This is a genomic window from Variovorax sp. OV084, assembly GCF_900111625.1.
Lineage (GTDB): Bacteria > Pseudomonadota > Gammaproteobacteria > Burkholderiales > Burkholderiaceae_C > Variovorax.
In genome coordinates, this window is sequence record NZ_FOII01000001.1 from 1 (window position 1) to 26,697 (window position 26,697).

A 26,697-nucleotide genomic window follows, 5' to 3' on the forward strand; every position below is an offset into this window, starting at 1 on the left:
GGGCCCCGAGTTCAATTCCGGTAAGGCCTTTGTGTTCAACCCGCTCTAACGAGCGCAGGTCATCTTCGGAAGATTCATCGTCCGCAAGAAGACGACTTTCATACGCGCCTGCATCCTCTTCAGACGCGACAAAGAAGTCGGTGAGCATTCCCATGTTTGGTTCCTATCTTCGTGATGAAAGACCATGAAAGAGGTCTTTGGACATTGAGCGGATAAGCATTCTGGCCGCATTCTGCCGCCGCGCTCAGGCGCCCAGCCGAACCAGGTCGCCGAACGAATTTGACGCGTCAAGGGTCGTCGGCGTCAGTGAAACGGTGACCGTGCCACCTCGCTGACGTGCACGAACCAAGTACGAGCCCGGCACGGCATCGAGGAACACATTTCCATATTCCGCTTCCGGTTCCAGGCCAGCGGAGCTCATCATTTCGCCGGCGCCGAAGAAGAATCGCCCGCTGGTGTTCCGCACGACCAACTCCACGTCTGCGTCCCCTAGTTCTTCGTGTGCCGCGACCTCGAGCTCATAGCGCCCGTCGGCGCTGACGTTCATGAACGCAGCGTTCGCCCGGTTGACTTCGAGGAGTTCCTCCTGAGGCAACGACCACCAATCGGCATCCTCGTTGAGGCGATGCCGCATGCATTCCGGGTCGAAAAGGACGATGGTGGCGGTGTCGGTTGTTACAGTTGTGCGCATCGCTCAATGTCTGGTGTTGGCGGCGGATTCAACCGGTCGATGCAACGGTCTGGCTGAACATCTCAGCCGGGGTCTGGAAGCCGAGAGTTTTTCTCGGCCTCTCGTTCAATTGTCTGGCCAGGGCGTTGAGCTTGGCTTGTGAGTAGCTTGAGATGTCTATGCCCTTGGGCAGGTACTGCCTGAGCAGACCGTTCGTGTTCTCGTTGCTGCCGCGTTGCCAAGGGCTGCTTGGATCACAGAAGTAGACCTGGATGTCTGTTGCCAGCGTGAAGCGCTTGTGTCCGGCCATCTCTTTGCCTCGATCCCATGTCAGCGATTTGTAGAGCTCTTGAGGAAGCTTTCGAGCGTTCTTGATCAAGGCGTTGACGACCGTCTCGGTGTCCTTGCCACCCACTTTCACGAGCATGACGTACCGCGTCTGACGCTCAACCAGCGTTGCGATCTGGCTGTTGTGGCTGCCGAAGACCAAGTCTCCTTCCCAGTGACCAGGCACCGCGCGATCCTCTATGGATGCGGGCCGTTCGCTGATGGAGACGGCGCCAACGATCTGCCCGTGGGTGTCGGTCTTCTGAGTGTGATGCCGAGACCGGCGCATGCCGCGCGTGCGTCTCAGATGCTGCAACAGTTCCTTCTTCAAGGCACCACGCGCTTGAATGAAAAGGCTGCGGTAGATGGTCTCGTGTGACACGTGTTGGCTCTCGTCGCATGGATAAGTATGCTTGAGCCACCCGGCGATTTGTTCCGGCGACCACAGCAGCCGAAGCTTGTCAGTCACGATTTGCGCCAGAGCTCTGTTTACCGCCAGCCTGCACTGCTTGGGGCGAAGCGCACGATTCCAAGCAGCGCCCTCCGCTTCGGTCGCTCGGTAGTTGGATCGCCCCCCATTGCGCTTGATCTCGCGGCTAATCGTTGATGGCGCTCGCCCGAGCAGGGCAGCAATTGCGCGAATTGATTGGCCGGCCACCACGGCGCGAGAGATCCCTTCTCTCTCGGCCAAGGTCAGCGCTCTTACAGAACGGCTGCGCGGCGGTGGTCGAAAGCCGCCAGTGCGGGACAGAATTCCCTGCACCGACGTGTGCGCCCGATTGAACAGCTGCGCAATCTGATGGAGCGTCCACCCCTGCTTCCATCGCTCCCACATCAATGCTTTTTGGCTGTCCGTGTAGTAGGTTCGCGTCCGGTACTTCATCTGCAACACTCCTTCTGCGTACGCAGCAATCAGTGTGTTGCATCGACCGGTTGAATCCGCCGCCGAAAGCGGCTGACCTATCCTACTTCGGAGTCGCTCCTCACAAGGGACTCCAAGAGGAAGAGCGCCTCTTCGGCGTTGAGAGCCCTCGAGCGATGCGCCGTGCTTCGCGCGCTTCGGCCGGTAGAGCGCTGTGTCAGTCTTGCGCAGCTTTCTGTGTGGTGGATCATGTTGCTATCTACTGCGAACTCATGCCTGAAATATTCTGTCGAGATGTCCTCAGGGTTGAGGGCGAAGTTTGCCGGTGAGGCTCCCCTTATCAGCCAGGTCGACACGCCTTGGGGGCAAGTCGCCTGAATCTCCTCGGGCAGGCGCTGGATGGTTTCAGGGGTCAACTGTTCGCAGATCTTCAAGATGACGCCAGAGAGATCGCCGGTAGCGGTCGCCTGTTCCTCATCGATGATCTCGATAGATCTCGGGTTGATCTCCGCCCTATGACAAGCGCGGAGAACCTCTGCCGTCCAGCTTCCGCTATGGGCGTTGGACGCTTGAGCGAAGAGGTACGTTTGAGGAAGTCGAACTCGATATGGCATACCGCAATATAAGGTCCGCCGACCCATTCTGCAGCTGCGACGAAGATCCGCTATTGGCCGACCTGGTCAGCGAGCGATGTCGCCAGCATCGCTAATTGGAATGGTCAGATGCTCCTCGAGACGCTCCGTTTGCAGATGGCTAGGACCGTAGGCAATAGCGGTAACTCGAACGGACATCCTCTTTGGCGAAGCCCACGCGGCTTGTATTTCAAGCAGCAGTTCCTCACTGTCGACGACAATGACTTTCGAGGCTGGCTTTGAGCCAATCAGTTCGACAAGCATGGGCCGAGGTAGCCGGCGGCATGCCTCCAACTCGTCCGAAAGTGCTGCGTAGGCGCTGGCTCGATTCACTTCATACCTCGGTTGATTCCCGCTACGGATGCTTTTTGTCGGCGCGGTCGACCGGCCGGTCATGGCCGAATTCTGCCCGTGACGGCGAGTGGCTGGTTGTGGCCAGCGCCCGTCGATGGTTGACCGGTGCGGCTTCTCCTTTCTCGCTCAGTCCCACCAGCAGTAGAGCGGATTGCCGCAGACGCCATGGGCTCCAAGGCTGTCCGCGTCTGATCCCCAGAAACAGTAGTACTCGCCCTCGTCAGGCTCGAAGACCAGCCAGTAACCTTCCGACCTCGCGAGCAGGTATCCAGTAATCTTCGTTCCGAGTACGCGATGAGAAAACCCAGGTTCGACGACGATCGCAGACACCTTCTCGGCGGCGGTGGCGTGAGCTCGAATACTCGACCGGAGCTTCTCAAAGTACGTCGCCTCATCCTCACCCTTGGGCACGATGATCCCAGACGTGTCGGCCAGCGCGGCCTCAAGGCTTGCCCAATAGGGATTGGCTTCGTTCATGACTTTTTACTGACTCTACCCAAGGTCCGATCACTGCAGAAAGCCACCCGGTAGCAAAACTGAGGGGTCGCGATGAGAGGCCGCTCCTGGCCGACTGTAGCCCGCCGCCTTGTCTGCGTGAAGAGACCGAAATCGAGACTCTCGCAGTGCTTTGACCACTAGACGAAGATGTATGGAGCCAAGCTCGCCATGTTGCGAGCATCGTCAATGCCGCGGTGGGGCGTTCCTTGAAAAGAAAGGCCAACTCGTCGCAGAGCCTGTTCCAACCCGCAGGCCTTCTTCAAGCCCACGTTGTCGGCAAACCGCATCTTGATGTTGATGTGATTGGGCCCGAACGGATAGGCAGCATCGTGAAACAAGCAGTCCTGCTGCAACTGATACTTGTCGTAGTCTCCCCAACTGCAAAAAGTTGAATCATCGAAGGATTCAATCCATGCAGAGAACTTCTCCAGAACAATGGGAAACGGCTCTGCCGAATCAACTTTCCTCTGCGGAATCTTGGTCAGACGCTTGCAGAAATCGGTGAGCATGGGGTTCCTCACCGGCCTCACAAAGGATTGAAATTCCCCGCGGATGTCAGGACCGTTTCCCCAAAGAGCGACAGCACCGATTTCGATGATTTCCATTTCTTCGCGAGCTACCTGCCCTGTGTCCGAGCAAGTTGCTTCAAAGTCGACGATTAAGTAGGTCAAGTTGCTCCCAAAGTGACGGCATGGTTACACGCGTAGAGACATACCGAATGTCCGCAGTTGGTCGAACTCAGACTATGTCCCTTCTGGCAGGTCGCGTTGATAGCACACCGTCCCCGAGGGCCGCACTACCAGGCGCCACGACGGATTTAGGCTGCTTGCCTCCACTAGCCCGTTGAAGTACGCGACGAACTCGTCTCGCCTAGTCCACCTATCAATGCAATCTTGGTGGGCGCATCCATCGTAGAAGTCCCCGAAATCCGAGAACATCGGGACGAGGTCTGGAAATCCAAGGACGCTGCGCTCAGATCCAAGCGGTTCATTGCAGACGGCGCAGTTCGTGAAAGGGGTGCAGAGGCCCATTATTTCTCTCGGTGGACAAACGCTTCGAAGGTCAGCTCTTGGCCGCGCCCTGTCATTCAGACACAGCCGGAGGCAACGGGGCCTCCTTGTAGAGCCGAAGGAATTTGAACATCTTTGGCCATTCATCCCGAGGCTTGAAGACAATCGCCACCTCTCGATTCTCAAGTGCAGATTCAGTCAAAACCAGATGATCGACAACCTGTTTGGCATTTTCGAACTCTTTGGCATTCGCCTTACAGACAGCCTTGAAAAAAGGGCCTGAAAGCCACTTCTGTGTTTCTGGCTCGTTCTGAAACTTGAGATAACCTGCCAAGGATGCGTGAGCCACGGCGACCATAGCGAAGCCAAGCGGGATGTCGTCTCGGACAAGGATGTACATCTTCATCTGTCTATTCACGCCGCAAGCGTAGCGCTCCTCAGGTTGGGGTTCGAACTCTGTTGCAATCAGCCGCGACGCTCGATGACCGGTTCTGGCCGACTGTAGCCGGATGCACAGCCAGCGCGATCAGAGCTTCGTCTCAATCGAATGCGCAATTCATCGATTCATCTGGCGACCTCTCGGTATGACCTCGGCTCCCCAAGCTTGACGCCCGCCATTGACACCGCTTACATTGCCTTCGCCTCGTGATGAGCGAGGCCGGGATTGGCGTCCCGCTGACATCCTGCGACGAAAGCCGCAGTCACCGCACATGGTCTGCGGCTTTTTCGTTCATGCTTCCTTTTTAGGCGGCTCGAACGGGAGGGCTCGCGCCCTGCCGGTTTCCGCAAGGATGTCCCGGTACGCCAACCTGTTCGAGCTGCCGCCCCCGATTGGCGTCGGGTGCGTCGGTTTCTGCAAATCGACATCCTTGGGAGGCCCACTCATGGCCAACGCTTCTTCAAACGACGCAAGCACCAACGCCCGTTGTGCTTGTGCGCTCTTTCGTCCCACCGCCCAGTTCAAACCCTTCGAATGGGTCCAGGGCGACCGGCTCAACGATTCTTCCCAGCAAAGCCAGGCCGCATTCCTGAACGAAGCCCGCGACGTAGTGCAGGGCGCGCAAACGCTGGTTCAGCTCCTCGCCTGGGACGAAGACCGGCGCGATGCCGCTTCGTCCGACGCAGACCCCGCGCCGCTCTTCGACGCATGCCAGCGTGCCTCGCTGCAGCGGCTTCTCTCGGCAACGCTGGGCCTGCTTCACGCCCGCATCGAAGTCCAGTGCGAGGCACTGACGGGGTAGGGAAGGCCTTCGAGTTCAGGCCGCCCGTATCACCGACTTGGGCTCCAGATACGCCTCCAGCCCGAAGGTGCCGAACTCGCGGCCGATGCCCGATTGTTTGAATCCACCGAAGGGCGCCAGGGGCTCGTGGTGCAGGCCGTTGATCAGCACCCGGCCCGCCTGCAGGCGGGAGCCCACGGCGAGGGCGTGTTCGTCGCTGCCCGACAGCACCACCGCCTGCAGGCCGTAGACCGTGTCGTTGGCGATTGCGATGGCGTCTTCCTCGTCGCGGTAGGTAATGAGGCAGAGCACGGGCCCGAAGATTTCTTCACGTGCGATGACCATGTCGTTGCGTACTCCGGCGAACAGGGTGGGGCGCACGTAGAAGCCGGCGGCGAGGCCTGCCGGGCGGCCCTCGCCACCGGCAATGAGTCGCGCGCCTTCTTCCGTTCCCTTGCGGATATAGCCCTGCACCCGCTCCCACTGCTTGCGGCTGACCATGGGGCCGATCTCGGTCGCGGCATCGCGCGGGTCACCGACCTTCGCGGCCTCGACCGCCGCCCGGGCCAGCGCGATGGCCTCGTCCAGCCGGTGTTCGGGCACCAGGATGCGGGTGCCGGCCAGGCAGGCCTGGCCGCTGTTCTGGAAGCCGGCCGTCACGGCCAGGGGAATGGCGGTGGCGAAGTTGGCGTCGTCCAGCACCACGGTGGGCGACTTTCCGCCGAGCTCCAGCGTCACGCGCTTCAGGGTGTTGGCCCCGGCGCGCTGGATGGCCTTGCCCACGGCGGTGCTGCCGGTGAAAGAAATCTTGGCGATGTCGGGGTGGCTGCTGAGCTCCGCGCCCACCACGTCGCCCCGGCCGTTGACGATGTTGAAGAGCCCCGGCGGCAGGCCTGCGGAGTGCAGTGCCTCGGTGACCACCTGGGTCTGGATGGCGCTCATCTCGCTGGGCTTGATGACCACGGTGCAGCCTGCGGCCAGCGCGGTGGCCAGCTTGTTGCAGATGAAGCCGGCGTTGGAATTCCAGGGCGTGATGAGGCCGGCCACGCCGACCGGCTCCATCACGACCTGCGCGCTGCCGATCTGGCGGGTGAAGGGGTATTGCTCCAGCGTCTTCGCCGCAAGCAGGAAGGCCTCTGCCGCATACCGTGCAACCCAGCTGGCGCGGGACACGGGGCCGCCGTACTCCTCGGTGGTGGCGGCATTGATGTCGTCGGCGCGGGCCAGCACCGCGGCATGCAGGCGGTGAAGCAGTGCGATGCGCTCGGACTTGGTGCTGCGTGCATAGGCGGGCCAGGCGCGCTTGGCGGCGGCAATCGCTCGCAGCGTGTCTTCGCGGTCACCCAGGGTGACGTGGCCGATGACGGCCTCGGTCGCGGGGTTGATGAGCTCGGCCTGTTCGCGCCCGTGGGGGGTGACGAAGGCGCCGTCGATGTAGATCTGGTCGATGTTGCGCATGGCGGTGTTCCTGTTGATTCGCCGGAGAAAAATCTGGCGTGAATCAAATCTAGGGCGCTGGCATTGACTTGAGAAGCCGGCCAAATCACCATGCGTCATTCAGATAATCAGGACAATCCACCATGCACAGCAGTGGATTGATAGAGCTGGAGGCGGTGCTGGCGGTGGCCCGGCACGGCGGCTTCAGGGCGGCGGCGGTCGATATGGGCATGTCGCGCTCGGCCCTCAGCGCCACGGTGGCGGGGCTGGAGGCGCGGCTGGGCGTGCGCCTGTTCAACCGCACCACGCGCAGCGTGTCCACCACCGAGGCGGGCGAGCAGTTCATCGCGCGCATCGCGCCGGCGCTGGCCGACATTCGCGGCGCCATGGAGGCGACCAACGAGCTGCGCGACACGCCCACCGGCACCCTGCGGCTCAACAGTTCGGTCGGTGCGGCGCAGATGATCTTCGCACCGGTGGTGCTGGAGTACCTGCGCCGCTACCCCGACATGAAGGTAGACATCGTGACCGAGCGCCGGATGATCGACATCGTGGCCGAGGGCTTCGACGCCGGCATCCGCCTGGCCGAGGCCGTGCCGCGCGACATGGTGGCCGTGCCCATGAGCGGCGAGCAGCGCATGGTGGTGGTCGCGTCGCCGCAATATCTGCAGAAGCACCCCGCGCCCCAGGTGCCCGACGACCTGATGGCGCACCGCTGCGTGCGCTGGCGCTTTTCGAGCGGCATCGTTTACCGCTGGGAGTTCGCGCGCCACGGCGAGGCGATGACGCTCGACGTGCCCGGCCCCATCACGCTCGATGAACCCCTGCTGATGCTGGAGGCGGCGCGCGCAGGCGTGGGCATTGCCTACATGGGGATGTTCCACGTCGCAGAAGACCTGGCCAGCGGCCGGCTGGTGCCGCTGCTGGAAGAGTGGTCGCCAAGCTACCCGGGCATCTGCCTGTACTACCCGAGCCGGCGCAACGTGCCGGCAGGGCTGAGGGCCTTCATCGACCTGGTGCGCGAGGTGATCGAGTTGCCGGGCCGGTAGCGGAGCTAGGAATGTCCTGTTTAATGGACATTAAGCCTATATACATTAATAATGTGTCGTATGAAGGACAAAATAAGACTACCCATCGAACTGGGCCAGGCAATCCAACGTGCGCGAAAAGATGGCCGCCTGAAGGCGACCGACATCGCCGCGCGCTCGGGCCGCGCGCGCAATGTTCTCTATCGACTGGAGCGGGGGGAAGACATCACGCTTGCCTCGCTTTTTGACATCCTACGTGCCATGGATCTCACGATCAGCCTGGAGCGCCTGGGCATGCCGACGCTGGAAGAAGTTACGGAACGCTTTGGACAGGATGACGACGATGCTTCCTGAAAAGATCAGGCAGCTCGACGTTGGGATCGCCGGCGAGCCGGCCGGCCAGTTGCTCAAACACTCGGTCTACGAGTTCCGGTATCTCGACGGCCGTGTGGAGCAGCCCGCCGTCGCGTTGCTCATGCCGCCGACCCGGCCGACTTACCAGGACGGCGACCTCTTCGCTGTGATGGATCAGAACCTGCCCGAGGGTGACCTGTACCTGCGTCTGCGAGCGATGTTTCCCAAGCAACAGCTCACTCAGATGCACATGCTCGCGGTGGTGGGATCCAACGGTATCGGTCGGTTGGGCTTTCGGTTGCCGGGGGCGCAGCCGCTTGCGATGCCTCGGGTCATCGACCGCAAGACCTTGCTCGGAACCCGCTACACGCCAGAGGTGTTCGACGAACTGGTGCGCGCATACCTGAGCACGGGCGCCGGCATTGCCGGCATGCAGCCGAAGATCATGGTGCCGGATCGGGTCAGCGTTCCAGTGCCCACGATCATCGTGAAGGCTGCGGCACCGTCCTACCCGGGCCTGTCGGCCAACGAGTTCATGTGCCTGACGGCTGCTGGCCACGCAGGCATCGAGACACCCACGTTCGACCTCTCGGACGACGGGCATCTGCTGCTGGTCGACCGATTCGACATCGCGTCGGATGGGTCCCGGATCGGTTTCGAGGACATTGCGGCGCTGATGAATCTTCGGGTGCGCGACATCCAATCCGACCGCAAGTACCACGGAAGCTACCAGCGCATCGCCGAACTGATGCAGTACCTTCAACTGCCCAGCGAGAACCTCGAGCGGTTTTTCGAGCAAGTGGCGTTCAGCATCATGGTGCGCAACGGCGATGGCCACCTCAAGAACTACGGCTTGCTCTATACCTCGACCGCTGACTGCCGCCTTGCGCCGATGTTCGATGTAGTGACAACCGCGCTCTATCGGTACACGCGCTATGAAGGCGGCCCCGAGCTCGAGGACCGCACACTGGCGCTCAAGCTCTTCGCCGGCAAGGGCCACACGAAGGCCTACCCGACGACCGAGGAACTGCTGCTGTTCGGCCGCAAGGTCTGCGGGGTCGCAAAGCCAGAACTCGTTCTCGCGCGAATCGCGCAGGGGATGCAGAAGACGCTGGGCCTGATGGCCAGTGACCAGCGAATCCCGAAGAGCCTGTTGGAGAGCATGCGAGACATCTGGACCGATGGGATGGGCTATGCCAAGGTGCCGTAGATCTCAGTTGAGCCGACGGGCAGGGCCGTCACATCGGCGGCATCTTGTCGAACTTGGGCAGTGCCGGGTCGAGAAAGTCCCAGCCGTGCCCACGCACGGTGTACGTAACCGCCTGCGGCTTGTACCGGCCGGGGTCGTCGAGGCTCGCGGCGTGCACGGTGAAGACGTCGGGCATCGCCGCAAAGGTCAGGTACACGGGCGAGCCGCAGTTCGGGCAGAACCCCCGGGTCTTGACGTTGCCGCTGTCGCCGACCATGTCCCACAGCGTGGCATTGCCGCTGTGCTTCACGCCGGCGCGTGGAAAGGTGAGGTACGAGCCGTGGCCGGTGCCGCTCTTGCGTTGGCAGTCGCGGCACTGGCAGTCGTTCTGGAAGATCGGCTCGGCCGAGATCTCGTAGCGGATTGCGCCGCACGCGCAGCCGCCGGTGTAGGCGTGGCTCATTTGTGTTGTCCTTTCGAGGTTGTTTTCCAGCGGGGCTGGCTGGGTGCAACCAATTTAGGCGAGCGAGGGCGCGGCGGGGGAGTAACAAGTTCGTCGTGAGTGGGCACCGCCCGGGAGCTCAGGCTTCCACGGGCACGTAGAAGTCGATCACGGCCCCTGGCTGGTCGGGCGCGAAATGACCGTCGTACATCTCGAAGTCGGGGCTGTCGACGACCCGCAAGCCGGAGGCGGGAATCAACTCGCCCCAGATGATCGCCATGGCGCTCTTGACTTGCGGGTGCAGCGCGGACCCGTTCAGGGCGATGCGAAAAACGACGTAGGTTGCCGCCGGAATCTCCTTCACTTCGAAGCCCTTGGGGAGATCGCCGTGGGTTTCCACGCCCACGCCCGCCATGTACATGAAGCTCCCGGCCTCCTGGTCCACGCTCCAGACCACGCCGTACGTCGCCCAGCTTGGGGTCTGGGCCTTCAGCGGCAAGGCACCGACAAGCGCAGACCACAGTTGGGGAATGTCGGACTTCGTCGCGTCGTCGAAGCGCCGGGATGGGCCCGCGACGCGGAACGCCTCGAGCCTGGTCAATTCGGGCAATCGGGCCACTGCCGTGGGGGTACTGCTGGGGGAGTTCATTGGAAACTGTCCTTCGATAGGGGTAGGAGAGAAGCCGGTACGAAAGCGGCCGGGTGACGCGCCGAAGAGGCGCTTGAATGCGCGCGTGAAAGCCTCCTGCGATTCGAAGCCGCAATCCAGGGCCAGATCGATGAGCTTCACGTCGGGCTCGCTGCAGAGCCTGCGGGCGCTGCGCACGAGTCGACGCCCGCGCACATGCGCCATGACACTGCGGCCCATGCGGGCGGTGAACATCCGGGAGAAGTGGTACGCCGAAAAGCCCGCGCGTTGCGCGATCAGTTCGAGCGTGAGGGGCTCGTCGAGCCGCTCCTCGATCCAGGCCATGAGGGGGACGAATATGTCGGGCTCGCGGGGCATCGGGTTGTCCATGCGGCGATCATGAAGTACCGCAAACCGGCTGTCCTGACCGAACTTGCTGGCGTGCAGTAATGCGAAAGAATTGCCAACTCAGTGGCTTCTGCTTTGAAGTTCTTACAACTTCGGCCCCGTACATGCGGGTTTCAGACGGTAAAGTGCCCGTCTCCGGTTTCGGACTGTTTCCGACCCTTTTCCCGCCGCCTCCCGCTCCCCCCGTTTCTGTTTCTTCTTCTTCATGTCCAACCTCATCGTGCACGGCGGTACGCCGCTGCGTGGCCGCATTACCCCCTCCGCCAACAAGAACGCCGTGCTTCCGGTGCTCTGTGCCACTTTGCTCACCTGGGAGCCGCTGCGCCTGCATGGCGTGCCCGACATCACCGACGTGCGCAAGATCCTCGACATCTTCCGCACCCTCGGCAGCGACGTGCACATGGACCACGAGACCGGCACGCTCGAGCTGCATCACCGCGAGACCACTTTCGACGCATCGCTGCACCGGCTGCCCGAAGAGATGCGCTCGTCGATCATGCTGGTGCCGCCGCTGCTGGCGCGCTTCGGCGTTGCGCGGCTTGAAGACAACGTGAAGGGCTGCACGCTGGGCGTGCGCGAGATCGATCCGCACGTGGAGGTGTTCCAGCGCTTCGGCGGCGAGGTCGAGCGCACCGAGGGCTCGCTGCTGGTGCGCAGCAAAGGCCGGCTCACGCCGACCGACCACTGGCTCGACTACGCCTCGGTCACGACCACCGAAAACTTCGTGCTGTGCGCAGCCGCCGCGGGCGGCACCTCGACGCTGACCAATGCCGCGTCGGAGCCGCACGTGCAGGAGTTCTGCCGCTTCATGGCCATGATCGGTGTGCGCATCGAGGGCATGGGCACCTCGCGGCTCACGGTGCATGGCAACGGCGCGCTCAAGGGCGGCGAGTTTCGCTTCGACGAAGACTTCCACGAGATCACGACCTTCCTGGCGCTGGGCGCCATCACCGGCGGCGACGTGGTCGTGCGCAACAGCGCCCCCGAAAACTTTCCGCTGCTCGACCGCACCTTCGCCAAGTTCGGCGTGCAGATCGAGCATGCGGACGGCTGGTCGCGTGCCATCCGCACTGGTCCGCTGAAGGTGCAGACACCTTTCACGAGCAACGTGCTCACCAAGGTCGAGGCGGCGCCGTGGCCGTACTTTCCGGTGGACCTGCTGCCGATCTTCATTGCGCTGGGCGTGCGCGCCCAGGGCAATGCGATGTTCTGGAACAAGGTGTACGACGGGGCGCTGGGCTGGACGGGCGAGCTCTCGAAGTTCGGGGCGCACGTGTTCTCGTCTGACCCGCACCGGCTCATTACCTTCGGCGGCAATCCACTGACGCCCGCGGTGGTCGAGAGCCCCTACATCATTCGCGTGGCGATCGCGCTGTTCATGGTGGCGGCGAGCATCGAGGGCAAGTCGGAGATCCGCAACGCCGCACCGATCCGCCGGGCGCATCCGCGCTTCGTGGAGAACCTGCGCAGCCTGGGCGTGCAGGTTGAGTGGACGAGCGAGGAATAACTGGCGGGGTTGGTGTCGCAGCGCTCGCCCGTCAGAACGACGGAACGGGGTTGCGCCCTTCGGTCAGCACATAGGCGCCGTTGCGCCAGGCATAGACCAGTGTGCTGTCGATGGTGAGCACGCGGCGGTTTTTGGTGCCGCTCGTCCGTTCGCCCTTGAACGCGATGCGCATTTCGCCCGGCGCTTCGTCGGTGCCCAGCGTAAAGCTCGGCGTGCCGCTGACGTCGAAGCACGCGCCACGTGGCGGCTCTTCCGACTTGCCGGGCCTGGGCGCTTTCTCGCAGGACTCGTCGGCGCCTTCATTGGTGGCCGACAGCGCAATGCCCCTTGCCAGCACGCGCACCTTGCCCGCTTCGAGCCCATACACCGACAGCCACTGCCCGCAGTAGCCCTGCCAGCAACTGCCGTGGGCAATGGTCAGCGCAAAGCGCTGGGGTGCGATGCGCTCGACCTTGGTGGTGCCGAGGTTGCCCATGAAGCCGAGGTAGTCGACAGCGTCGCTGCGGCTCGCGAGTTTCCAGCCCTCGGCGCTCTGCTCGAAGAAGTAGGCGCCGAGCCATGCGCCGTTCACGTGGCCGTTCATCGGCTCGCCCCGGTCGTCGAGCGGCACGGTCTCGGTCAGCATGACGGCGTGCGTATCGTCCAGCCGCACCACCTCGCGCGGCGACACCTGAGCCTGTTGATCGGCCTCGCTGCCGGGCACTGTCTTGCCCTCGTTGGCCCTCTCGGGCAGCGAGACGGTGTCGGGCTGTCGGGGCGAGGCGCCCGGGCCCTGGGAGTCGGGGAACACCAGCGCCATGAGTTCGGCTCGCTTGAGCGTGGCCGATGCGGTGGGGCGAGGCACTGGTGGTGCGGGTGGTGCTGGCGGTGCGGCGGGGGCAACGGCCTCGGCGGTTGCCACGGCCACTGCGGCTTCGTCCGGCTGCGCGTTGGCGGTGGTAGCGGGGGCTTCTTCTTTCTGCGGGCAGCCGCCGAGCATGACGAGGCTGGCGGTGGCAATGGCAGCAGCAATGGTGCGCTGCAGCGGCCGCGAGTGAGCGGGCCGCGTCGGGTTCAGGATGGGCATGCGCGCGATTGTGCCGAAGCCATTTGGCGATGATGACCCCGCCGCCGCCGCAACCTCCGGCTTGGCGGGAGAATGGCCGGCACCCGGCGACACACGAACAAGGAGCGCTCCAAATGACCACGCTGCAACAACTCATCGGAACGGACCTTCCGCTCATTCAGGCTCCTATGGCCGGCGTGCAGGGTAGCGCGCTGGCCATTGCTGTCAGCAATGCCGGTGGCCTGGGCTCGCTGCCAGGTGCCATGCTGAGCCCCGACGTCATGCGCAGCGAGCTCGCTGCCATTCGCGCGGGCACCGGCAAGCCCTACAACGTCAATTTCTTCTGCCACACCCCGCCGGTGCCGAGCGCCGAACGTGAAGCGACCTGGCGTGCCGCGCTGGCACCGTATTACGCCGAGTTCGGCATCGACGCGGCGAACATTCCCACCGGCCCGGGGCGCAACCCTTTCAGCGCGGAAGTGGCCGATTTGCTGGCCGAATTCCGCCCGCCGGTGGTGAGCTTTCATTTCGGGCTGCCGTCAGAAGCGCTGATGGCGCAGGTGCACGGTTGGGGCGCGAAGGTGCTGGCTTCGGCCACTACGGTCGAAGAGGCGCAGTGGCTCGAAGCGCGCGGCGTGGATGCGGTCATTGCGCAAGGGCTGGAAGCCGGCGGGCATCGCGGGCATTTCCTGTCGCACGACCTGACGCGGCAGCTCGGCACTTTCGCGCTGCTGCCGCAGCTGGTGCACGCCGTGAAGGTGCCGGTGATCGCGGCCGGCGGCATTGCCGATGCAGCGGGCGTGGCCGCGGCCATGGCGATGGGCGCGGCGGGCGTGCAGATTGGCACGGCCTACTTGCTGACGCCCGAGGCGACCACCAGCGCGCTCCATCGCGAGGCGCTCAAGAGCAGGGCCGCGCGGCATACGGCGCTGACCAATCTCTTTACCGGCCGGCCGGCGCGCGGCATCGTGAACCGCGTGATGCGCGAGCTGGGGCCCATCGGCGCAGCCGCGCCGGAGTTTCCGCTGGCCACATCGGGCATCGCACCCTTGCGTGCCAAGGCCGAGGCGCAGGGCAACGGCGACTTCTCTCCGCTGTGGTCGGGGCAGAACGCCACGGGCTGCCGCGAGCTGCCTGCCGCCGAGGTCACGCGCGAGCTGGCACAAGGATTTCATTGAGCTTCAAACCATGACCCAACTGCATCTGCCCCTGAAATTTCTCGCGCATGGCGCGCAACCCGATGTTCGCGAACCCTGGCTGCTGGTGCTGATGCACGGCGTGGGCAGCAACGAGCAAGACCTGTTCGGCCTGGCGCGCATGATGCCGCCGCAGTTCAACGTGCTGAGCCTGCGCGCGCCCTATGTGCTGTCGCCCGACGCCTACGCGTGGTTCGAGTTCCAGGTGCTGCCCGGCGGTGAACGCCGGATCGACGAAGAGCAGGAGCGCGAAAGCCGCTTCCTGGTCGGCGAGATGATCGCCTCGGCCGGCAAGCAACTCGGCGTGCCGCCAGAACGCGTGATGGTCGGCGGCTTCAGCCAGGGCGGCATCATGGCGCTGTCGCTGCTGCTGACCAAGCCTGAGAGCGTGCGCGCCGCGATGGTGTGGCACAGCCGGCTGCTGTCGCAGGTGCTGCCGCACGTCGCGGCGCCGGAGGCCTTCGAGGGCAAGGCGCTGTGGGTGAGCCATGGCAGCGCCGACAACGTGATTCCGCCGAGCGCTGCGCAGGCTACGCGCGAGTTCGCGCGCACGCTGCCGTTGGCACTGTCGGGCGCGGACTTTCCGGGTGCGCATGAGATCCGTCCGGCCGAGTTGCAGGCCACGCTGGCGTGGCTGCAATCGCTCAGCGCGCCGACAAGTTCGTAGACAAGCGCGCCATGACCATCGCTTCCATCTCGGCCACCCACTCGTCGTTGCCCGCTTCGGGCTGCACCAGCAGGCGATAGCGTCGGCCGCCCCATGCGGCGGTCAGCAGCGCATGGATGGTGGCGGGCGAGGGCTGCGGCTGCAGGTCCGTGCAAGCGGCAAAGGCCTTGAGCCACCTGTCAGCCAGTTCGTCGTACACGCGGCGGTGGTGCTTGGGCTCCGCCACGCGGTGTTCGAGCATCAGCATCTCGTGGTCGAAAGCCGGCAGCCCTTCGAGCCGCGTGTCGCAGGTGATGCGCACGAGGCGCTGCACGCGTGTTTGCCAGCCGATGTCGGCCGGTGCGATCACTTCCGCATCGAGCCGCGCGAGTAGCGCCTCGATGCAGTGGCGCACATAGCCCGAGAGCAGGGCTTCCTTGTCGGGGAAGTAGTCGTAGAGCGTGCCGACCGCGATGCCGGTTTCCAGCGCCACTGCGCGCGTGGTCACGCCCTCCCAGCCGTGCGCGGACCAAATCCGAACAAAGGCGTCGTAGATCGCCTGCACGGTGAATTTGCTGCGTGCTTGCGTGGGGCGTTTCAGGGGCTTGGAGCGGGGTGCGTCCGGCATCGACGGTTTTCCGAACCCGCCGGGAGACGGGCCGCCATACAGTTTGCGAATGAACAACGTATTCACTTTAACCCGCCTCGAAACGCGCAAGAACGCCCTCGGCACTACCCGTGTCGTGACTGCGCAAGACACAGGCGAGCTGCAGCCCGGCGAGGTGCTGCTGAAGATCGGCCGCTTCTCGTTGACCACCAACAACATCACCTACGCGGCCTTCGGCGACGCAGTCATGAAGTATTGGCAGTTCTTTCCGACTGGTGATGCCGACTGGGGTCACATGCCGGCCTGGGGCTTTGCCGATGTGGTCGCCTCGAGTGTGGAGGGCGTGGCGGTGGGCGAGCGCTTCTACGGCTACTTCCCCATAGCGAGCCACCTGCGCATGCAGCCGGTGCGCGTAACGCCGCGCGGCTTCTACGACGGCGCGCCGCACCGCAGCGAGTTGGTGTCGGCCTACAACCAGTACATGCGCTGCAGCAACGACGCAGGCTACGTCGCCGCGCTGGAGGACTACCAGATGCTGGTGCGCCCGCTGTTCATCACCTCGTTCATGCTGGCCGACTTCCTGGAAGACAACGCTTTCTTCGGCGCGAAGCAGGTCGTGGTGTCGAGCGCGTCGAGCAAGACCGCATTCGGCACGGCCTTTTGCCTGCGACAGCGCGAAGGGCTGGCGCTGATTGCGGCCACGTCCAACGCCAATCGCGCTTTCGTGGAGAGCCTGGGTTGCTACGACCGCACGCTGAGCTATGAAGAAGTGACGGCGCTGCCGGCCGATGTGCCCACGCTGTACGTCGACTTCTCGGGCAACGACGACCTGCGCGCGACCATTCACCACCATTTCGGCGAAGCGCTGGTGTACGACTGCTATGCGGGCTCCGCGCAGAAGACGGAATTTCTCGGTGACACAACCTCGCTGCCCGGCCCGACGCCAAAGCTCTACTTCGCCCCCGTGCAGATCCGCAAGCGCAATGCCGACTGGGGCCCACAGGAGGTCAACCGGCGCTTCAACGAGGCGCAAGGCAGCTTCATCGCCGAGCTGAGCAGGCCCGGCAATCGATGGATGACGCTGGCGCAAGGTGAGGGCTTCGCGCATGCGCAAGCTGTGATCGCCGACCTGCACGCGGGCAGGGTAGATCCGCGGCAGGCGCATGTGGTGCGGCTCGCGGGCTGAGCGTGTGAACTTCCGCGCGGCGGGTGCGTCACAGGGCGTTACGACGACGAGGCTGGTGCGCAGCCCGAATTGGTGCACCATAGCCGTTCGCTTCCCCGACATTCCCGCACAAGGAAACCCACCTCATGCCCGAGCCCGACAGCGACACGCGCGACGCCCCTGAGTTCAGACCCCGCCGCGAAATGCCCATAGGCGCCATCGTCGCCTTCGTGCTGGTGCTGCTCGGGACTGCCTACCTTGGCTGGCGCTGGTATCAGCAGCAGATGCTGGCAGAACCCGTGCCAGTGGCCGCGGCGCCCAATGACGCGCCCGCACCGCCACCACCGGCGCCGCCCTCGGCAGCGTCCGCCGAGCCGCAGAACCCCATGGATGCACTGGCCCCGCCCGATGCGGCATTGCCCAAGCTGCCTGATTCCGATGCGCGCGTGACGAAGGCGCTGATCGAACTGTTCGGCGGCAAGAACGTTGCAGCGTACATGCACCCCGACGGCATCGTGCGCCGCTTCGTCACCACCGTCGACAACCTCGCGCGCGAACAGGCTCCGCCCAGCGCATGGCCGGTGCTGCCCACGGGCCAGCGCTTCATCACCGACGGGCAGCAGGGGCAGGTACAGACGATTGCCGCGAACAACGCCGCGCGCTACAACGCCATCGTGCTGCTGGCCGAGTCGGTCGACCCGGCCAAGGCGGCGGCCGTGTACGCAAAGCTCTATCCGCTGTTCCAGCAGGCGTACGAAGAGCTGGGCTATCCGGGCCGCTACTTCAACGACCGGCTCATTGCCGTGATCGACCACCTACTGCAGGCGCCCGAGCCCAAGGGGCCGGTGGAGGTGCGGCTGGTCGAGGTGAAGGGTGACGTGCCCTCGACCCGGCCGTGGGTGCGCTATGAATACGCCGACCCCAAGCTGGAGTCGCTGTCTTCCGGCCAGAAGATCATGGTGCGCATGGGGCCGGAGAACGAGCGCAAGGTGAAGACCAGCCTGCGCGGCCTGCGCCAGCAGATCGCCACTGGCGACGTGGCGAAGAAGAAGCAACCCTGACGCCGCACGGCGCTCGACGTACACGGGCGCCCGTGAGCATTCCTCCGGCGCGCTGTGTAGGCGCGGACCGATTGCGTGCCGCACGGATGTCGCTGAGGCTTTGTTCTCAAAATCAAAACCTCGAGGACACCCGTATGAACCTGATGAGCGTCGACCTCTACCAGAGTGCAACCGATTCGGAGAAATTCCTCGCGCTTCCAGCGGGCACCGATCCTGCCGAACTCATGGGTCCGATGACCTTCGACCAGGACTATGCGCAGGTCAAGCGATACCAGGAGGCATTCCAGTTCGATCCGTCCGAAGCCTATGCGGGCGTCAATGCCGCCAAGATCGCTGCAGACATCCTGACCGTGAAGTGGGCGACCTATCGTCGCGAATCCCCGCCGTAAAAGGGCCGCTGGGCTGCCGCCCGCCTTCTCGGATTTCGTCAGGCCTCTTCGGTTTCCTTGTAGTCGCCCACGGGCACGCAGCTACAGAACAGGTTGCGGTCGCCGTACACGTTGTCAACGCGGCCGATGGGCGGCCAGTACTTCGCGTTCTTGAGTTCGGCCAGCGGAAACGCGCCGAGTTCGCGCGAGTACGGGTGGCTCCACTCGGTGCCGAGCAGGCTCGCAGCCGTGTGCGGCGCGTGCTTGAGCGGGTTGTCTTCCTTCGGCCACACGCCTTCTTCGATGCGGCGGATTTCGCCGCGGATGGCGATCATCGCGTCGATGAAGCGGTCGAGCTCGGCCAGCGGCTCGCTCTCGGTCGGCTCGACCATCAGCGTGCCGGGCACGGGGAAGCTCAGCGTGGGGGCGTGGAAGCCGTAGTCGATCAGGCGCTTGGCCACGTCTTCGGCGGTGACGCCGCTGGTGTCCTTCAGCGGGCGCAGGTCGAGGATGCACTCGTGCGCGACGTGCCCGTTGGGGCTCGCGTACAGCGTGGGGTAGTGGTCCTTCAGGCGCGCGCTGATGTAGTTGGCGCTGAGAATGGCCGTTTCGGTCGCAGCCTGCAGGCCCTTGGCGCCCATCATGCGGCAGTACATCCAGCTGATCGGCAGCACGGCCGCATTGCCCAGCGGTGCGGCCGACACGGCGCCCACGCCGTTCGACGGCACGCCGGCCGTCGCGTGGCCAGGCAGGTATGGCACGAGGTCTTCGACCACGCACACCGGGCCCACGCCGGGGCCGCCGCCGCCGTGCGGAATGCAGAAGGTCTTGTGCAGGTTCAGGTGGCTCACGTCGCCGCCGAACTCGCCCGGCGCAGCCACGCCGACCAGCGCGTTCATGTTGGCGCCGTCGACATACACGCGGCCGCCGTGTTCATGCACCAGCTCGCACAGTTCCTTCACGCGGGTTTCGAACACTCCGTGCGTGCTGGGGTAGGTGATCATCACTGCGGCCAGCTTGTCGCTGTGCTTTTCGCAGGCGCGCTTCAGGTCGTCCATGTCGACGTTGCCCTGCGCGTCGCAGGCCGTCACCACCACCTGCAGGCCCACCATCTGCGCGCTCGCGGGGTTGGTGCCGTGTGCGGAAGACGGAATCAGGCAGATGTTGCGGTGGCCCTGGCCCTTGGCTTCATGGAACGAGCGGATGGCCAGCAGGCCTGCGTACTCGCCTTGCGAGCCGGCGTTGGGCTGCAGGCTGATGCCCGCGTAGCCGGTGGCTTCGCACAGCCAGGCGCGCAGCTGGGCGTCGAGCTGGGCATAGCCCTGCTGCTGCTCGGCGGGCGCGAAGGGGTGGATGTTGGCGAACTCGGGCCAGGTGATGGGGATCATCTCGCTCGTCGCGTTGAGCTTCATCGTGCAACTGCCCAGCGGAATCATGCTGCGGTCGAGCGCCAGGTCTTTGTCCGACAGGCTGCGGATGTAGCGCAGCATCGCGGTTTCGCTCTTGTGGGTGTTGAACACCGGGTGCGTGAGAAAGGCGCTGCTGCGGCGAAGGTCTTCGGGGATCAGCGGCGTGGTGCTGCCCGACAGGTCATCGAAGCGCGGCGCCTGCGTGCCGGCGGGCGCGAAGAGGCTCCACAGGGTTTCGACGTCGGCGCGCGTGCTGGTCTCGTCGAGCGAGATGCCCAGGTGCTGCTGCAGGCGCTGGCGCAGGTTGACGCCGGCGGCTTGCGCGCGCTCGATGATCGCCGGCGTGTCTTCGCCGGTGCGGATGGTCAGTGAATCGAACGCGGTGGTGTTGACCGGCTCGCGGCCCATCTGCGTGAGGCCCTTGGCGAGGATTGCCGTGAGCGCTGCCACTCGCTGCGCAATGCGTGTGAGGCCGTCGGGCCCGTGGTAAACGGCGTACATGCTGGCCACCACGGCCGGCAGCACTTGCGCGGTGCAGATGTTCGACGTTGCCTTCTCGCGGCGGATGTGCTGCTCGCGCGTCTGCAGTGCGAGGCGGTATGCGGGCTGGCCGTGCGTGTCGACGCTCACGCCGACCAGGCGGCCCGGCAGCGAGCGCTTGAATTCGTCGCGGCAGGCCAGGTAGGCGGCGTGCGGGCCGCCGTTGCACAGCGGCATGCCGAAGCGCTGCGTGGTGCCGCAGACGATGTCGGCATCGAACTCGCCGGGCGCGACGAGCAGCGTGAGCGCCAGCAGGTCGGCCGCGACGATGAGGGCGGCGTCGCACTGATGCGCGTGGCCTGCGAGTGGTCGCAGGTCGTGCACGTGGCCGGTGGTGGCGGGGTACTGTGCGAGCGCGGCGAAGAACTCGCCGCTCACCATCAGGTGGGGCAGCGTTTCCGACACGGTGCTCACCTTCACTTCGATGCCCAGCGGCGCGGCGCGCGTCTTGATGACTTCGATGGTCTGGGGATGGCAGTCGCCCGACACCAGGAACACGTTGCTCTTGCTCTTCACGCTGCGCTTGGCCAGCGTCATGGCCTCGGCTGCGGCCGTGGCCTCGTCGAGCATCGAGGCGTTGGCGATGGCCATGCCCGTGAGGTCGCACACCATCGTCTGGAAGTTGAGCAGGGCTTCCATGCGGCCCTGCGAGATTTCGGCCTGGTAGGGCGTGTAGGCGGTGTACCAGGCGGGGTTCTCGAGCACGTTGCGCAAGATGACGCCCGGCGTGTGCGTGCCGTAGTAGCCCTGGCCGATGAAGTTCTTGAACACCTTGTTCTTCGACGCCATCACCTTCAGCTCGGCCAGCGCATCGGCTTCGGTTGCCGGTGCGGGCAGGCGCATCGGCTTTGCGCGGCGGATGGCCGCGGGCACGATGCCGTCGATGAGCTCTGCTCGCGTTTCCGAGCCGATCACCGGCAGCATGCGCGCCTCGTCCGCCGCATCGATGCCGATGTGGCGGGCGAGGAATTCTTCGGCGTTCTCTAGTTCTTGCAAAGAGGGAAGGGCGGGCGTCGGCATGGCGGTGAGGGCTCGGGGAGAAGAAGGAAGGTGGCTGAAGAACTCAGCGGATCAGGATTCGGCGGCGAACTTGTCGTAGGAGGCCGCGTCCAGCAGGGCGTCGAGCTGTGCGGGTTCGCTCAGCTTGACCTTGAAGAACCAGCCGGCGGCCAGTGGGTCGCTGTTGGCCAGCGACGGATCGGCGCGCAGCGCCTCGTTCACTTCGGTGATCTCGCCCGACACGGGCATGAACACGTCGGCCGCGGCCTTGACCGATTCGACGACGCCGGCAACTTCGCCTTGCGCAAAGGTCTTGCCGACTTCGGGCAGGTCGACGAACACCACGTCGCCCAGCGCGTCCTGCGCATGCACGGTGATGCCGACGGTGGCTGCGTCGCCTTCGGCCGACACCCATTCGTGGTCCTTGGTGTACTTGATGCTCATGGAAAAACTCCTCGTGGAAAAAATGAATCGGGGTGTAGAGCCTAGCCGGGTCGACCGGGCTCAGCCGCGGTAGTAGCGGGTGGGCACGAAAGGCATCGTCGAGACCTCCATCGGCACCGGCTTGCCGCGCACGATGGCCTGCACGCGCGTGCCCGGTTCGGCAAAAGCGGTGGCCACGTAGCCCATCGCGATGCAGCGGTCGGCCGTCGGGCCGAGCAGGCCGCTGGTGACGACGCCGATGTCGTGGCCTTCGAAAGATTGCAGCACCGTGCCGTCGCGCACCGGAATGCGTTCGAGGGCGACGAGGCCCACGCGCTTGCGCTTCAGCGTGTCGTGGTCGGTGTGGCCGGCAGCGCCTGCGGCAGCGACGGCAAGCTGCGCGAGGATCTTTGTCGCGCCTGGAAAGCCGCCTTCGCGCGCGCCGCCCGTGCGGCGCACCTTCTGCATCGCCCAGTTGAGCGAGGCCTCGACCGGCGTGGTGGTGGTGTCGATGTCGTTGCCGTAGAGGCAAAGCCCGGCTTCGAGCCGCAGCGAATTGCGCGCGCCCAGGCCAATGGGCTTGACCTCGGGTTGGGCCAGCAGCAGGCGGGCCAGCGCCTCGGCGTCCTTCGCGGCCACCGAGATCTCGAAGCCGTCTTCGCCGGTGTAGCCGCTGCGGGTGACGAAGGCGGCAATGCCGCCGATCTGCACCGCACCGCCCGTCATGAACACGAAGCGCTCGATGCCGGGCGACAGCCGCGCCAGCGTGGCCGCGGCCTGCGGGCCCTGCAGCGCGAGCAGGGCGTGGTCGGGCAGGGGCTGCACTTGGCAGCGGCTGCCGATCTTCTGCTGGATGTGGGCGATGTCGGCCACCTTGCAGGCGCCGTTGACGATCACGAAGATCGAGCCGTTGCCTTCATTGAAGAACATCAGGTCGTCGAGGATGCCGCCTTCGTCGTTCAGCAGCAGGCCGTAGCGCTGCTTGCCGGCGGGCAGGTCGATCACGTCGACTGGCATCAGGGTTTCGAAGGCGGCCGCTGCATCGGGCCCGACGAGGCGCAGCTGGCCCATGTGGGAAATGTCGAACAGGCCGGCCGCATCGCGCGTGTGCTTGTGCTCGGCCATCAGGCCGGCGGGGTACTGCACCGGCATCGAATAGCCGGCAAAGGGGACCATGCGGGCACCGAGCTCCACGTGGAGGTCGTGCAGCGGCGTCTTGAGAAGTTCGGTAGCGGGGGCGGAAGAAGCAGCCACGGGGCACTCCAAAGGGGCAGACGAAATCCATGACGCAAGCCATGGGCCACCCCTGCTGTCCGCTTTACCTGAGAGATTCGCCCCACGATCGGGGTTTGCTCCTTCGGTGGGCCGATGGGCAGTTTTCACTGCAACGGCCTCTCTCCAGCAAGGAAACGCCGGTGTTCACCGGCGCCTTGTCAGTCCTTTTGCCTGAGCGTTCGGGAAACCCCTGCGCCTTCGGCGGCCCCGGCACGCGGGGCTCTCTCCTGACCCTGGCGAGTGTAGTGGATCGCGCGGGGCCGGGGTTCGGCGTCAGTGGATGATTTCGGCCGGCGGCAGCAGCTTGTCGATGCGCTCGCGCAGCGATTCGGCCCGCTCCACCCCGGCGGTTTTCTCGATCTCGGTGAGCATCAGCGCGGCGATGGTCAGCATCGCCTCGCGGTCGCGGGCCTCGCGCAGGGCGTCGCGCATCTGCAGCGCGAATTTCGGGTCGCGCCGCACGAACATGCGCTCGCAGATGTCGAACAGGAACATGCGCGTGGTGGCCAGCGAGCGCTTGCCGTCGAAGGTGTCGGCCGAGGTGGTGGCGACCTGGATCGGCTCGGCGGCGGCGATAGGCGCGGGCCGGGCGGGGGCTGCTACCGGTGCGGGCGCCGGTGCCGCAGCAGCAGCCTGCGGGGCCTGCAGGTAACCCCGCTGCACCAGCGCCTGGATCGCCTGTTCGGCTTCAACCCGGTTGGAGAACAGCGGACTGAAGTCGGTCAGCGAGCGCCGGCCATCGGCCATCAGCAGCAGGGCGCGCTCACGCTGGCTGAGCGTGCGCTGTCCGCCCTGGAGTTCGTCGCGCGCCTTGTCGGTCTTGGTGGGAAACATGGCAGCCACAGCTTTCGGGAATCGAGGGCTGCAGCATCGTTGCAAGTGGTGACATCTTCATGAACCGTTTGCCTTACAGGGGCAATCGCGGCTGGCCTTCAGCCCGCGCTTTCCTTGCGTATGAGCCACTGGTTGCCCACGCGCTGCAATTCCAGCGTCTTGCGGCTCTTCTCGCGCAGCTTGTCGGCGCTGTAGGTCTGTTGAAAGCTCGCGCTGGCCGCCTGCCCCTGGACGCTGATGACCAGGCTGTCGATGCTCACGCTGATGGTCGTCTTGTCGGTAATGCGCGCGCGGCGGTCCGCCTCCCAGGCCTTGCGGTCCTGGCCTCGCGGCGGCGTGAAGTCGGGTGCATAGGCGGCCAGGTAGCGCACCACGTCCCGGGCTGACCAGGCCGCGGCCCAGGCGCGCACGGCGGCTTCGACTTCGCGGATGCTGGAGGCGGGATCGGCCGGCGCTGCTGCCGATACGGGGGCTGGTGCCGCGGCGGGCGTTGCGGGCGGGGCGCCGAAGGCAGCCGGAGCCAGCAAGGCGCCGCCCAGCAGGCAGCTCAGGAATCGATTCATGGCGCAGTCCCCTCCTTGTCGGTTGTTGGCCCTTGGCCCGTCGCCCGATTCTGGCAGTGAACATCCGCCGATTCACCGGGCCGATCAGGCCCCGGAGCCCGGGCCGCTACTTGAACCCGAGCACGTGCGGCAGCCACGTGCTCAGCGCGGGCACGAAGGTCAGGATGACCAGCACCGCCCCATGGGCCCAAAGGAACGGCACCAGCTCCTTCACCAGCGCCGACATCGGTACCTTCGACACGTTGCAGGTCACGAACAGCAGCCCGCCCACCGGCGGCGTGATCATGCCCAGCGTGAGGTTGAAGATCACGATCATCGCGAAGTGCACCGGGTCCACACCCAGCTTGATGGCCACCGGCGCAAGGATCGGCGCCAGCACCATCACACCCGGCAGCGGCTCGATGAAGATGCCGAACAGCAGCAGGAACACGTTGACGATGATCAGGAACATCCACGGCGAGAGGTTCATGCTGATGAGCCATTCGGCCATCTGCTGCGGAATGCCCTCGATGGTCAGCACCCACGCGAACGAGGCCGACAGCCCGATGATGATCAGCACCGAAGCCGACAGCAGGGCAGAGCGCGAGAGGATGTCGGGCAGCATCTTCCACTCGAGCGTGCGGTAGACGAACTTGCCGCACACCAGCGCATAGAACACCGCCACCACCGAGGCCTCGGTCGGCGTGAACCAGCCGGCGCGCATGCCGCCCAGGATCACCACCGGCAGCAGGATCGCAGGAATCGCCTTCCAGGTCGTGACCAGGATCTCGCGCAGCGGAGGCGTTTGCCCATCGCCCTTGTAGTTGCGCTTTTTCGAGACGTAGAAGTTCACGACGCACATCGCCACCGCGATCAGGATGCCCGGCATGATGCCGGCCGCGAACAGCGTGCCGACCGATACGCTCTCGTCCTGCAGCGCGTAGATGATCATGATGATCGAGGGCGGAATGATCGGCCCGACGATGGCGGTCGAGGCCGTGAGCGCCGCCGCGTACGAGCGGTCGTAGCCGGCCTTGTCCATCATCTTGATGAGCATCGACCCCGGCCCCGCCGCGTCGGCCAGCGCCGAGCCCGAGATGCCCGAAAAGAAGGTCAGCGACACCACGTTGGTGTAGCCCAGCCCGCCGCGCCGGTGGCCCACGAACTGGCCTGCGAAGCGCAGCAGCACCTCGGTGAGCGAGCCGCCGCTCATGAGTTCGGCCGCAAGAATGAAGAAGGGCACCGCCATCAGCGGAAAGCTGTCGATACCGGTGAAGGTTTCCTTCAGCAGCACCATCAGCGGGTAGTTCTCCGCAAGGATCAGCGTGGTAACGGTGGAAAGGCCCAGCGCAAAGGCCACCGGCACGCCGATGGCCAGGAAAATGCAGGCGGAAACGATCAGAACAATGCTGGCATCCATGGTCGTTCTCCTTACAGCGACGCCGAGGCGTTGGCGTCGAAGTGCGCGTCGGACGCGAACTCCCTGCGCAGCACGTAGCCACGCACCACCAGCAGCCAGTGCACGATCAACAAGATGCCGCCGAACAGCATCGCGCTGTAGATGTAGGCGAATGGAATCTGAGTCACGGCAGTGAGCTGGAACATCGTGCGTTCCATGTACAGCCAGCCGTACCAGACCATGAAGCCGAAGAATGCGAAGAGCAGCCCGGCGACGACGATGCGCACCGCGACGGCCGCGCTGCGGGGCAAGGCGTCCTGCAGGTTCTCGACCGCGATGTGCCCGCCGTAGCGCAGCACCGGCCCGGCGCCCAGGAAGGTGAGCCAGATCATCATGTGGCGCGACACCTCTTCCGCCCATTCGAGCGACTGGCTCGTGGTGTAGCGCAGCACGACGTTGGTGAAGATGATGACCGACATGGCGGCCAGCAGAAGAATCAGCGCCCAGCGGTTGGCGGCGAGAAAGTAGCGCTCGAAGGCTTGCACTTTGTGTTGTTCTCTGTTCTGTCTGAAAAACGAAGCGCCCGGCGCACGCATGCGTGCCGGGCGCGTTGCCGGAGGGT

The 26,697-nt window shown here is 64.7% G+C and carries 28 protein-coding genes and 2 riboswitches; of the genes, 10 read left to right on the top strand and 18 right to left on the bottom strand.

From position 1 onward, the window contains the following. Window positions 1-244 precede the first annotated feature (244 nt). From BMW87_RS00005 to BMW87_RS00030, 6 genes are all read right to left on the bottom strand, one after another. Complete coding sequence (locus tag BMW87_RS00005; RefSeq protein WP_093073216.1) at window positions 245-691, bottom strand: DUF6386 family protein; 447 nt, start codon at window positions 689-691, stop codon at window positions 245-247. Window positions 692-719: 28 nt separating this feature from the next. Continuing rightward, window positions 720-1,880 (bottom strand): IS30 family transposase, encoded by a 1,161-nt coding sequence (locus BMW87_RS00010; RefSeq protein ID WP_093073218.1) that lies wholly within the window; start codon window positions 1,878-1,880, stop codon window positions 720-722. 659 nt (window positions 1,881-2,539) lie between these two features. Next, entirely contained in the window at window positions 2,540-2,755 is a 216-nt protein-coding gene (locus BMW87_RS34620) for a hypothetical protein (protein ID WP_143062535.1), read from the bottom strand. A 216-nt stretch (window positions 2,756-2,971) separates the two neighbouring features. Further along, window positions 2,972-3,322 (bottom strand): hypothetical protein, encoded by a 351-nt coding sequence (locus BMW87_RS00020; protein ID WP_093073222.1) that lies wholly within the window; start codon window positions 3,320-3,322, stop codon window positions 2,972-2,974. Window positions 3,323-3,480: 158 nt separating this feature from the next. Continuing rightward, entirely contained in the window at window positions 3,481-4,014 is a 534-nt protein-coding gene (locus BMW87_RS00025) for a 3'-5' exonuclease (protein ID WP_093073224.1), read from the bottom strand. A gap of 412 nt (window positions 4,015-4,426) precedes the next feature. After that, a complete protein-coding gene (locus tag BMW87_RS00030; RefSeq protein ID WP_093073226.1) occupies window positions 4,427-4,759 on the bottom strand; it encodes a peptidyl-tRNA hydrolase in 333 nt (110 codons plus the stop codon). Between the two features lie 478 nt (window positions 4,760-5,237). On the opposite strand from BMW87_RS00030, the gene BMW87_RS00035 reads away from it, so the two are divergent. After that, a complete protein-coding gene (locus tag BMW87_RS00035) occupies window positions 5,238-5,594 on the top strand; it encodes a hypothetical protein (protein WP_093073228.1) in 357 nt (118 codons plus the stop codon). A gap of 15 nt (window positions 5,595-5,609) precedes the next feature. On the opposite strand, the gene BMW87_RS00040 is transcribed toward BMW87_RS00035, so the two are convergent. Beyond that, window positions 5,610-7,031 carry an aldehyde dehydrogenase family protein gene (locus tag BMW87_RS00040; protein ID WP_093073230.1) on the bottom strand — a complete coding sequence of 474 codons (1,422 nt, stop codon included), beginning with the start codon at window positions 7,029-7,031 and terminating at the stop codon, window positions 5,610-5,612. 122 nt (window positions 7,032-7,153) lie between these two features. Here BMW87_RS00040 and BMW87_RS00045 point away from each other — a divergent pair, with 122 nt between their 5' ends. Genes BMW87_RS00045 through BMW87_RS00055 form a run of 3 tightly spaced genes read left to right on the top strand, consistent with a single transcriptional unit; the run spans window position 7,154 to window position 9,602 of the window. Then, window positions 7,154-8,059 (top strand): LysR family transcriptional regulator, encoded by a 906-nt coding sequence (locus BMW87_RS00045; RefSeq protein ID WP_093073232.1) that lies wholly within the window; start codon window positions 7,154-7,156, stop codon window positions 8,057-8,059. A 60-nt stretch (window positions 8,060-8,119) separates the two neighbouring features. Beyond that, complete coding sequence (locus BMW87_RS00050) at window positions 8,120-8,392, top strand: helix-turn-helix domain-containing protein (protein ID WP_256216607.1); 273 nt, start codon at window positions 8,120-8,122, stop codon at window positions 8,390-8,392. After that, on the top strand, window positions 8,373-9,602 hold the full coding sequence (locus tag BMW87_RS00055; protein ID WP_256216609.1) for a type II toxin-antitoxin system HipA family toxin: 1,230 nt from the start codon (window positions 8,373-8,375) through the stop codon (window positions 9,600-9,602). The genes BMW87_RS00050 and BMW87_RS00055 overlap by 20 nt, the downstream gene beginning before the upstream one ends. A 28-nt stretch (window positions 9,603-9,630) precedes the next feature. Here BMW87_RS00055 and BMW87_RS00060 read toward each other — a convergent pair whose 3' ends face one another. Both BMW87_RS00060 and BMW87_RS00065 read right to left on the bottom strand, forming a co-directional pair. After that, window positions 9,631-10,044: a GFA family protein gene (locus BMW87_RS00060; RefSeq protein ID WP_093073234.1), complete on the bottom strand. Its 414-nt coding sequence runs from the start codon at window positions 10,042-10,044 to the stop codon at window positions 9,631-9,633. A 118-nt stretch (window positions 10,045-10,162) separates the two neighbouring features. After that, the gene (locus tag BMW87_RS00065) at window positions 10,163-11,041 is read right to left on the bottom strand and encodes an AraC family transcriptional regulator (RefSeq protein ID WP_093073236.1); all 879 of its coding nucleotides are present in this window, start codon (window positions 11,039-11,041) and stop codon (window positions 10,163-10,165) included. Between the two features lie 223 nt (window positions 11,042-11,264). Here BMW87_RS00065 and BMW87_RS00070 point away from each other — a divergent pair, with 223 nt between their 5' ends. Continuing rightward, complete coding sequence (locus BMW87_RS00070; protein ID WP_093055537.1) at window positions 11,265-12,566, top strand: UDP-N-acetylglucosamine 1-carboxyvinyltransferase; 1,302 nt, start codon at window positions 11,265-11,267, stop codon at window positions 12,564-12,566. A gap of 31 nt (window positions 12,567-12,597) precedes the next feature. On the opposite strand, the gene BMW87_RS00075 is transcribed toward BMW87_RS00070, so the two are convergent. Then, the gene (locus tag BMW87_RS00075; protein WP_093073238.1) at window positions 12,598-13,632 is read right to left on the bottom strand and encodes a hypothetical protein; all 1,035 of its coding nucleotides are present in this window, start codon (window positions 13,630-13,632) and stop codon (window positions 12,598-12,600) included. A gap of 113 nt (window positions 13,633-13,745) precedes the next feature. On the opposite strand from BMW87_RS00075, the gene BMW87_RS00080 reads away from it, so the two are divergent. Together BMW87_RS00080 and BMW87_RS00085 are read left to right on the top strand one after the other, a co-directional pair. Further along, entirely contained in the window at window positions 13,746-14,789 is a 1,044-nt protein-coding gene (locus tag BMW87_RS00080; protein WP_093073240.1) for an NAD(P)H-dependent flavin oxidoreductase, read from the top strand. 10 nt (window positions 14,790-14,799) lie between these two features. Further along, window positions 14,800-15,474, top strand: coding sequence for an alpha/beta hydrolase (locus tag BMW87_RS00085; protein WP_093073242.1), 675 nt, complete (start codon window positions 14,800-14,802; stop codon window positions 15,472-15,474). Here the strand turns inward: BMW87_RS00085 and BMW87_RS00090 are convergent. Then, entirely contained in the window at window positions 15,452-16,081 is a 630-nt protein-coding gene (locus tag BMW87_RS00090) for a TetR/AcrR family transcriptional regulator (RefSeq protein WP_093073244.1), read from the bottom strand. The genes BMW87_RS00085 and BMW87_RS00090 overlap by 23 nt on opposite strands. 49 nt (window positions 16,082-16,130) lie before the next feature. Here BMW87_RS00090 and BMW87_RS00095 point away from each other — a divergent pair, with 49 nt between their 5' ends. The 3 genes from BMW87_RS00095 (at window position 16,131) to BMW87_RS00105 (ending at window position 18,675) form a co-directional block, all read left to right on the top strand. Continuing rightward, window positions 16,131-17,246, top strand: coding sequence for a DUF2855 family protein (locus tag BMW87_RS00095; RefSeq protein ID WP_093073246.1), 1,116 nt, complete (start codon window positions 16,131-16,133; stop codon window positions 17,244-17,246). A 125-nt stretch (window positions 17,247-17,371) separates the two neighbouring features. Then, window positions 17,372-18,286: a DUF3014 domain-containing protein gene (locus tag BMW87_RS00100; RefSeq protein ID WP_093073248.1), complete on the top strand. Its 915-nt coding sequence runs from the start codon at window positions 17,372-17,374 to the stop codon at window positions 18,284-18,286. Between the two features lie 134 nt (window positions 18,287-18,420). Beyond that, window positions 18,421-18,675, top strand: coding sequence for a hypothetical protein (locus BMW87_RS00105; RefSeq protein WP_093055551.1), 255 nt, complete (start codon window positions 18,421-18,423; stop codon window positions 18,673-18,675). 38 nt (window positions 18,676-18,713) lie between these two features. Here BMW87_RS00105 and gcvP read toward each other — a convergent pair whose 3' ends face one another. From gcvP to BMW87_RS00140, 7 genes are all read right to left on the bottom strand, one after another. Further along, entirely contained in the window at window positions 18,714-21,623 is a 2,910-nt protein-coding gene (gcvP, locus tag BMW87_RS00110) for an aminomethyl-transferring glycine dehydrogenase (protein ID WP_093073250.1), read from the bottom strand. Window positions 21,624-21,674: 51 nt separating this feature from the next. Next, entirely contained in the window at window positions 21,675-22,046 is a 372-nt protein-coding gene (gcvH, locus tag BMW87_RS00115) for a glycine cleavage system protein GcvH (RefSeq protein ID WP_093055555.1), read from the bottom strand. A gap of 60 nt (window positions 22,047-22,106) precedes the next feature. Next, window positions 22,107-23,279 (bottom strand): glycine cleavage system aminomethyltransferase GcvT, encoded by a 1,173-nt coding sequence (gcvT, locus tag BMW87_RS00120; RefSeq protein WP_093073252.1) that lies wholly within the window; start codon window positions 23,277-23,279, stop codon window positions 22,107-22,109. Between the two features lie 45 nt (window positions 23,280-23,324). After that, a riboswitch (glycine riboswitch) is annotated at window positions 23,325-23,437 on the bottom strand. 12 nt (window positions 23,438-23,449) lie between these two features. Next, window positions 23,450-23,540, bottom strand: a riboswitch (glycine riboswitch). Between the two features lie 33 nt (window positions 23,541-23,573). Further along, window positions 23,574-24,134, bottom strand: a complete 561-nt coding sequence (locus BMW87_RS00125) for a hypothetical protein (protein WP_093073254.1) — start codon at window positions 24,132-24,134, stop codon at window positions 23,574-23,576. A gap of 98 nt (window positions 24,135-24,232) precedes the next feature. Next, entirely contained in the window at window positions 24,233-24,697 is a 465-nt protein-coding gene (locus BMW87_RS00130) for a L,D-transpeptidase Cds6 family protein (protein ID WP_093073256.1), read from the bottom strand. Window positions 24,698-24,803: 106 nt separating this feature from the next. Then, window positions 24,804-26,096, bottom strand: a complete 1,293-nt coding sequence (locus BMW87_RS00135) for a TRAP transporter large permease (RefSeq protein WP_093055563.1) — start codon at window positions 26,094-26,096, stop codon at window positions 24,804-24,806. A gap of 11 nt (window positions 26,097-26,107) precedes the next feature. After that, window positions 26,108-26,620, bottom strand: coding sequence for a TRAP transporter small permease (locus BMW87_RS00140; protein ID WP_093055565.1), 513 nt, complete (start codon window positions 26,618-26,620; stop codon window positions 26,108-26,110). Window positions 26,621-26,697: the final 77 nt, after the last annotated feature.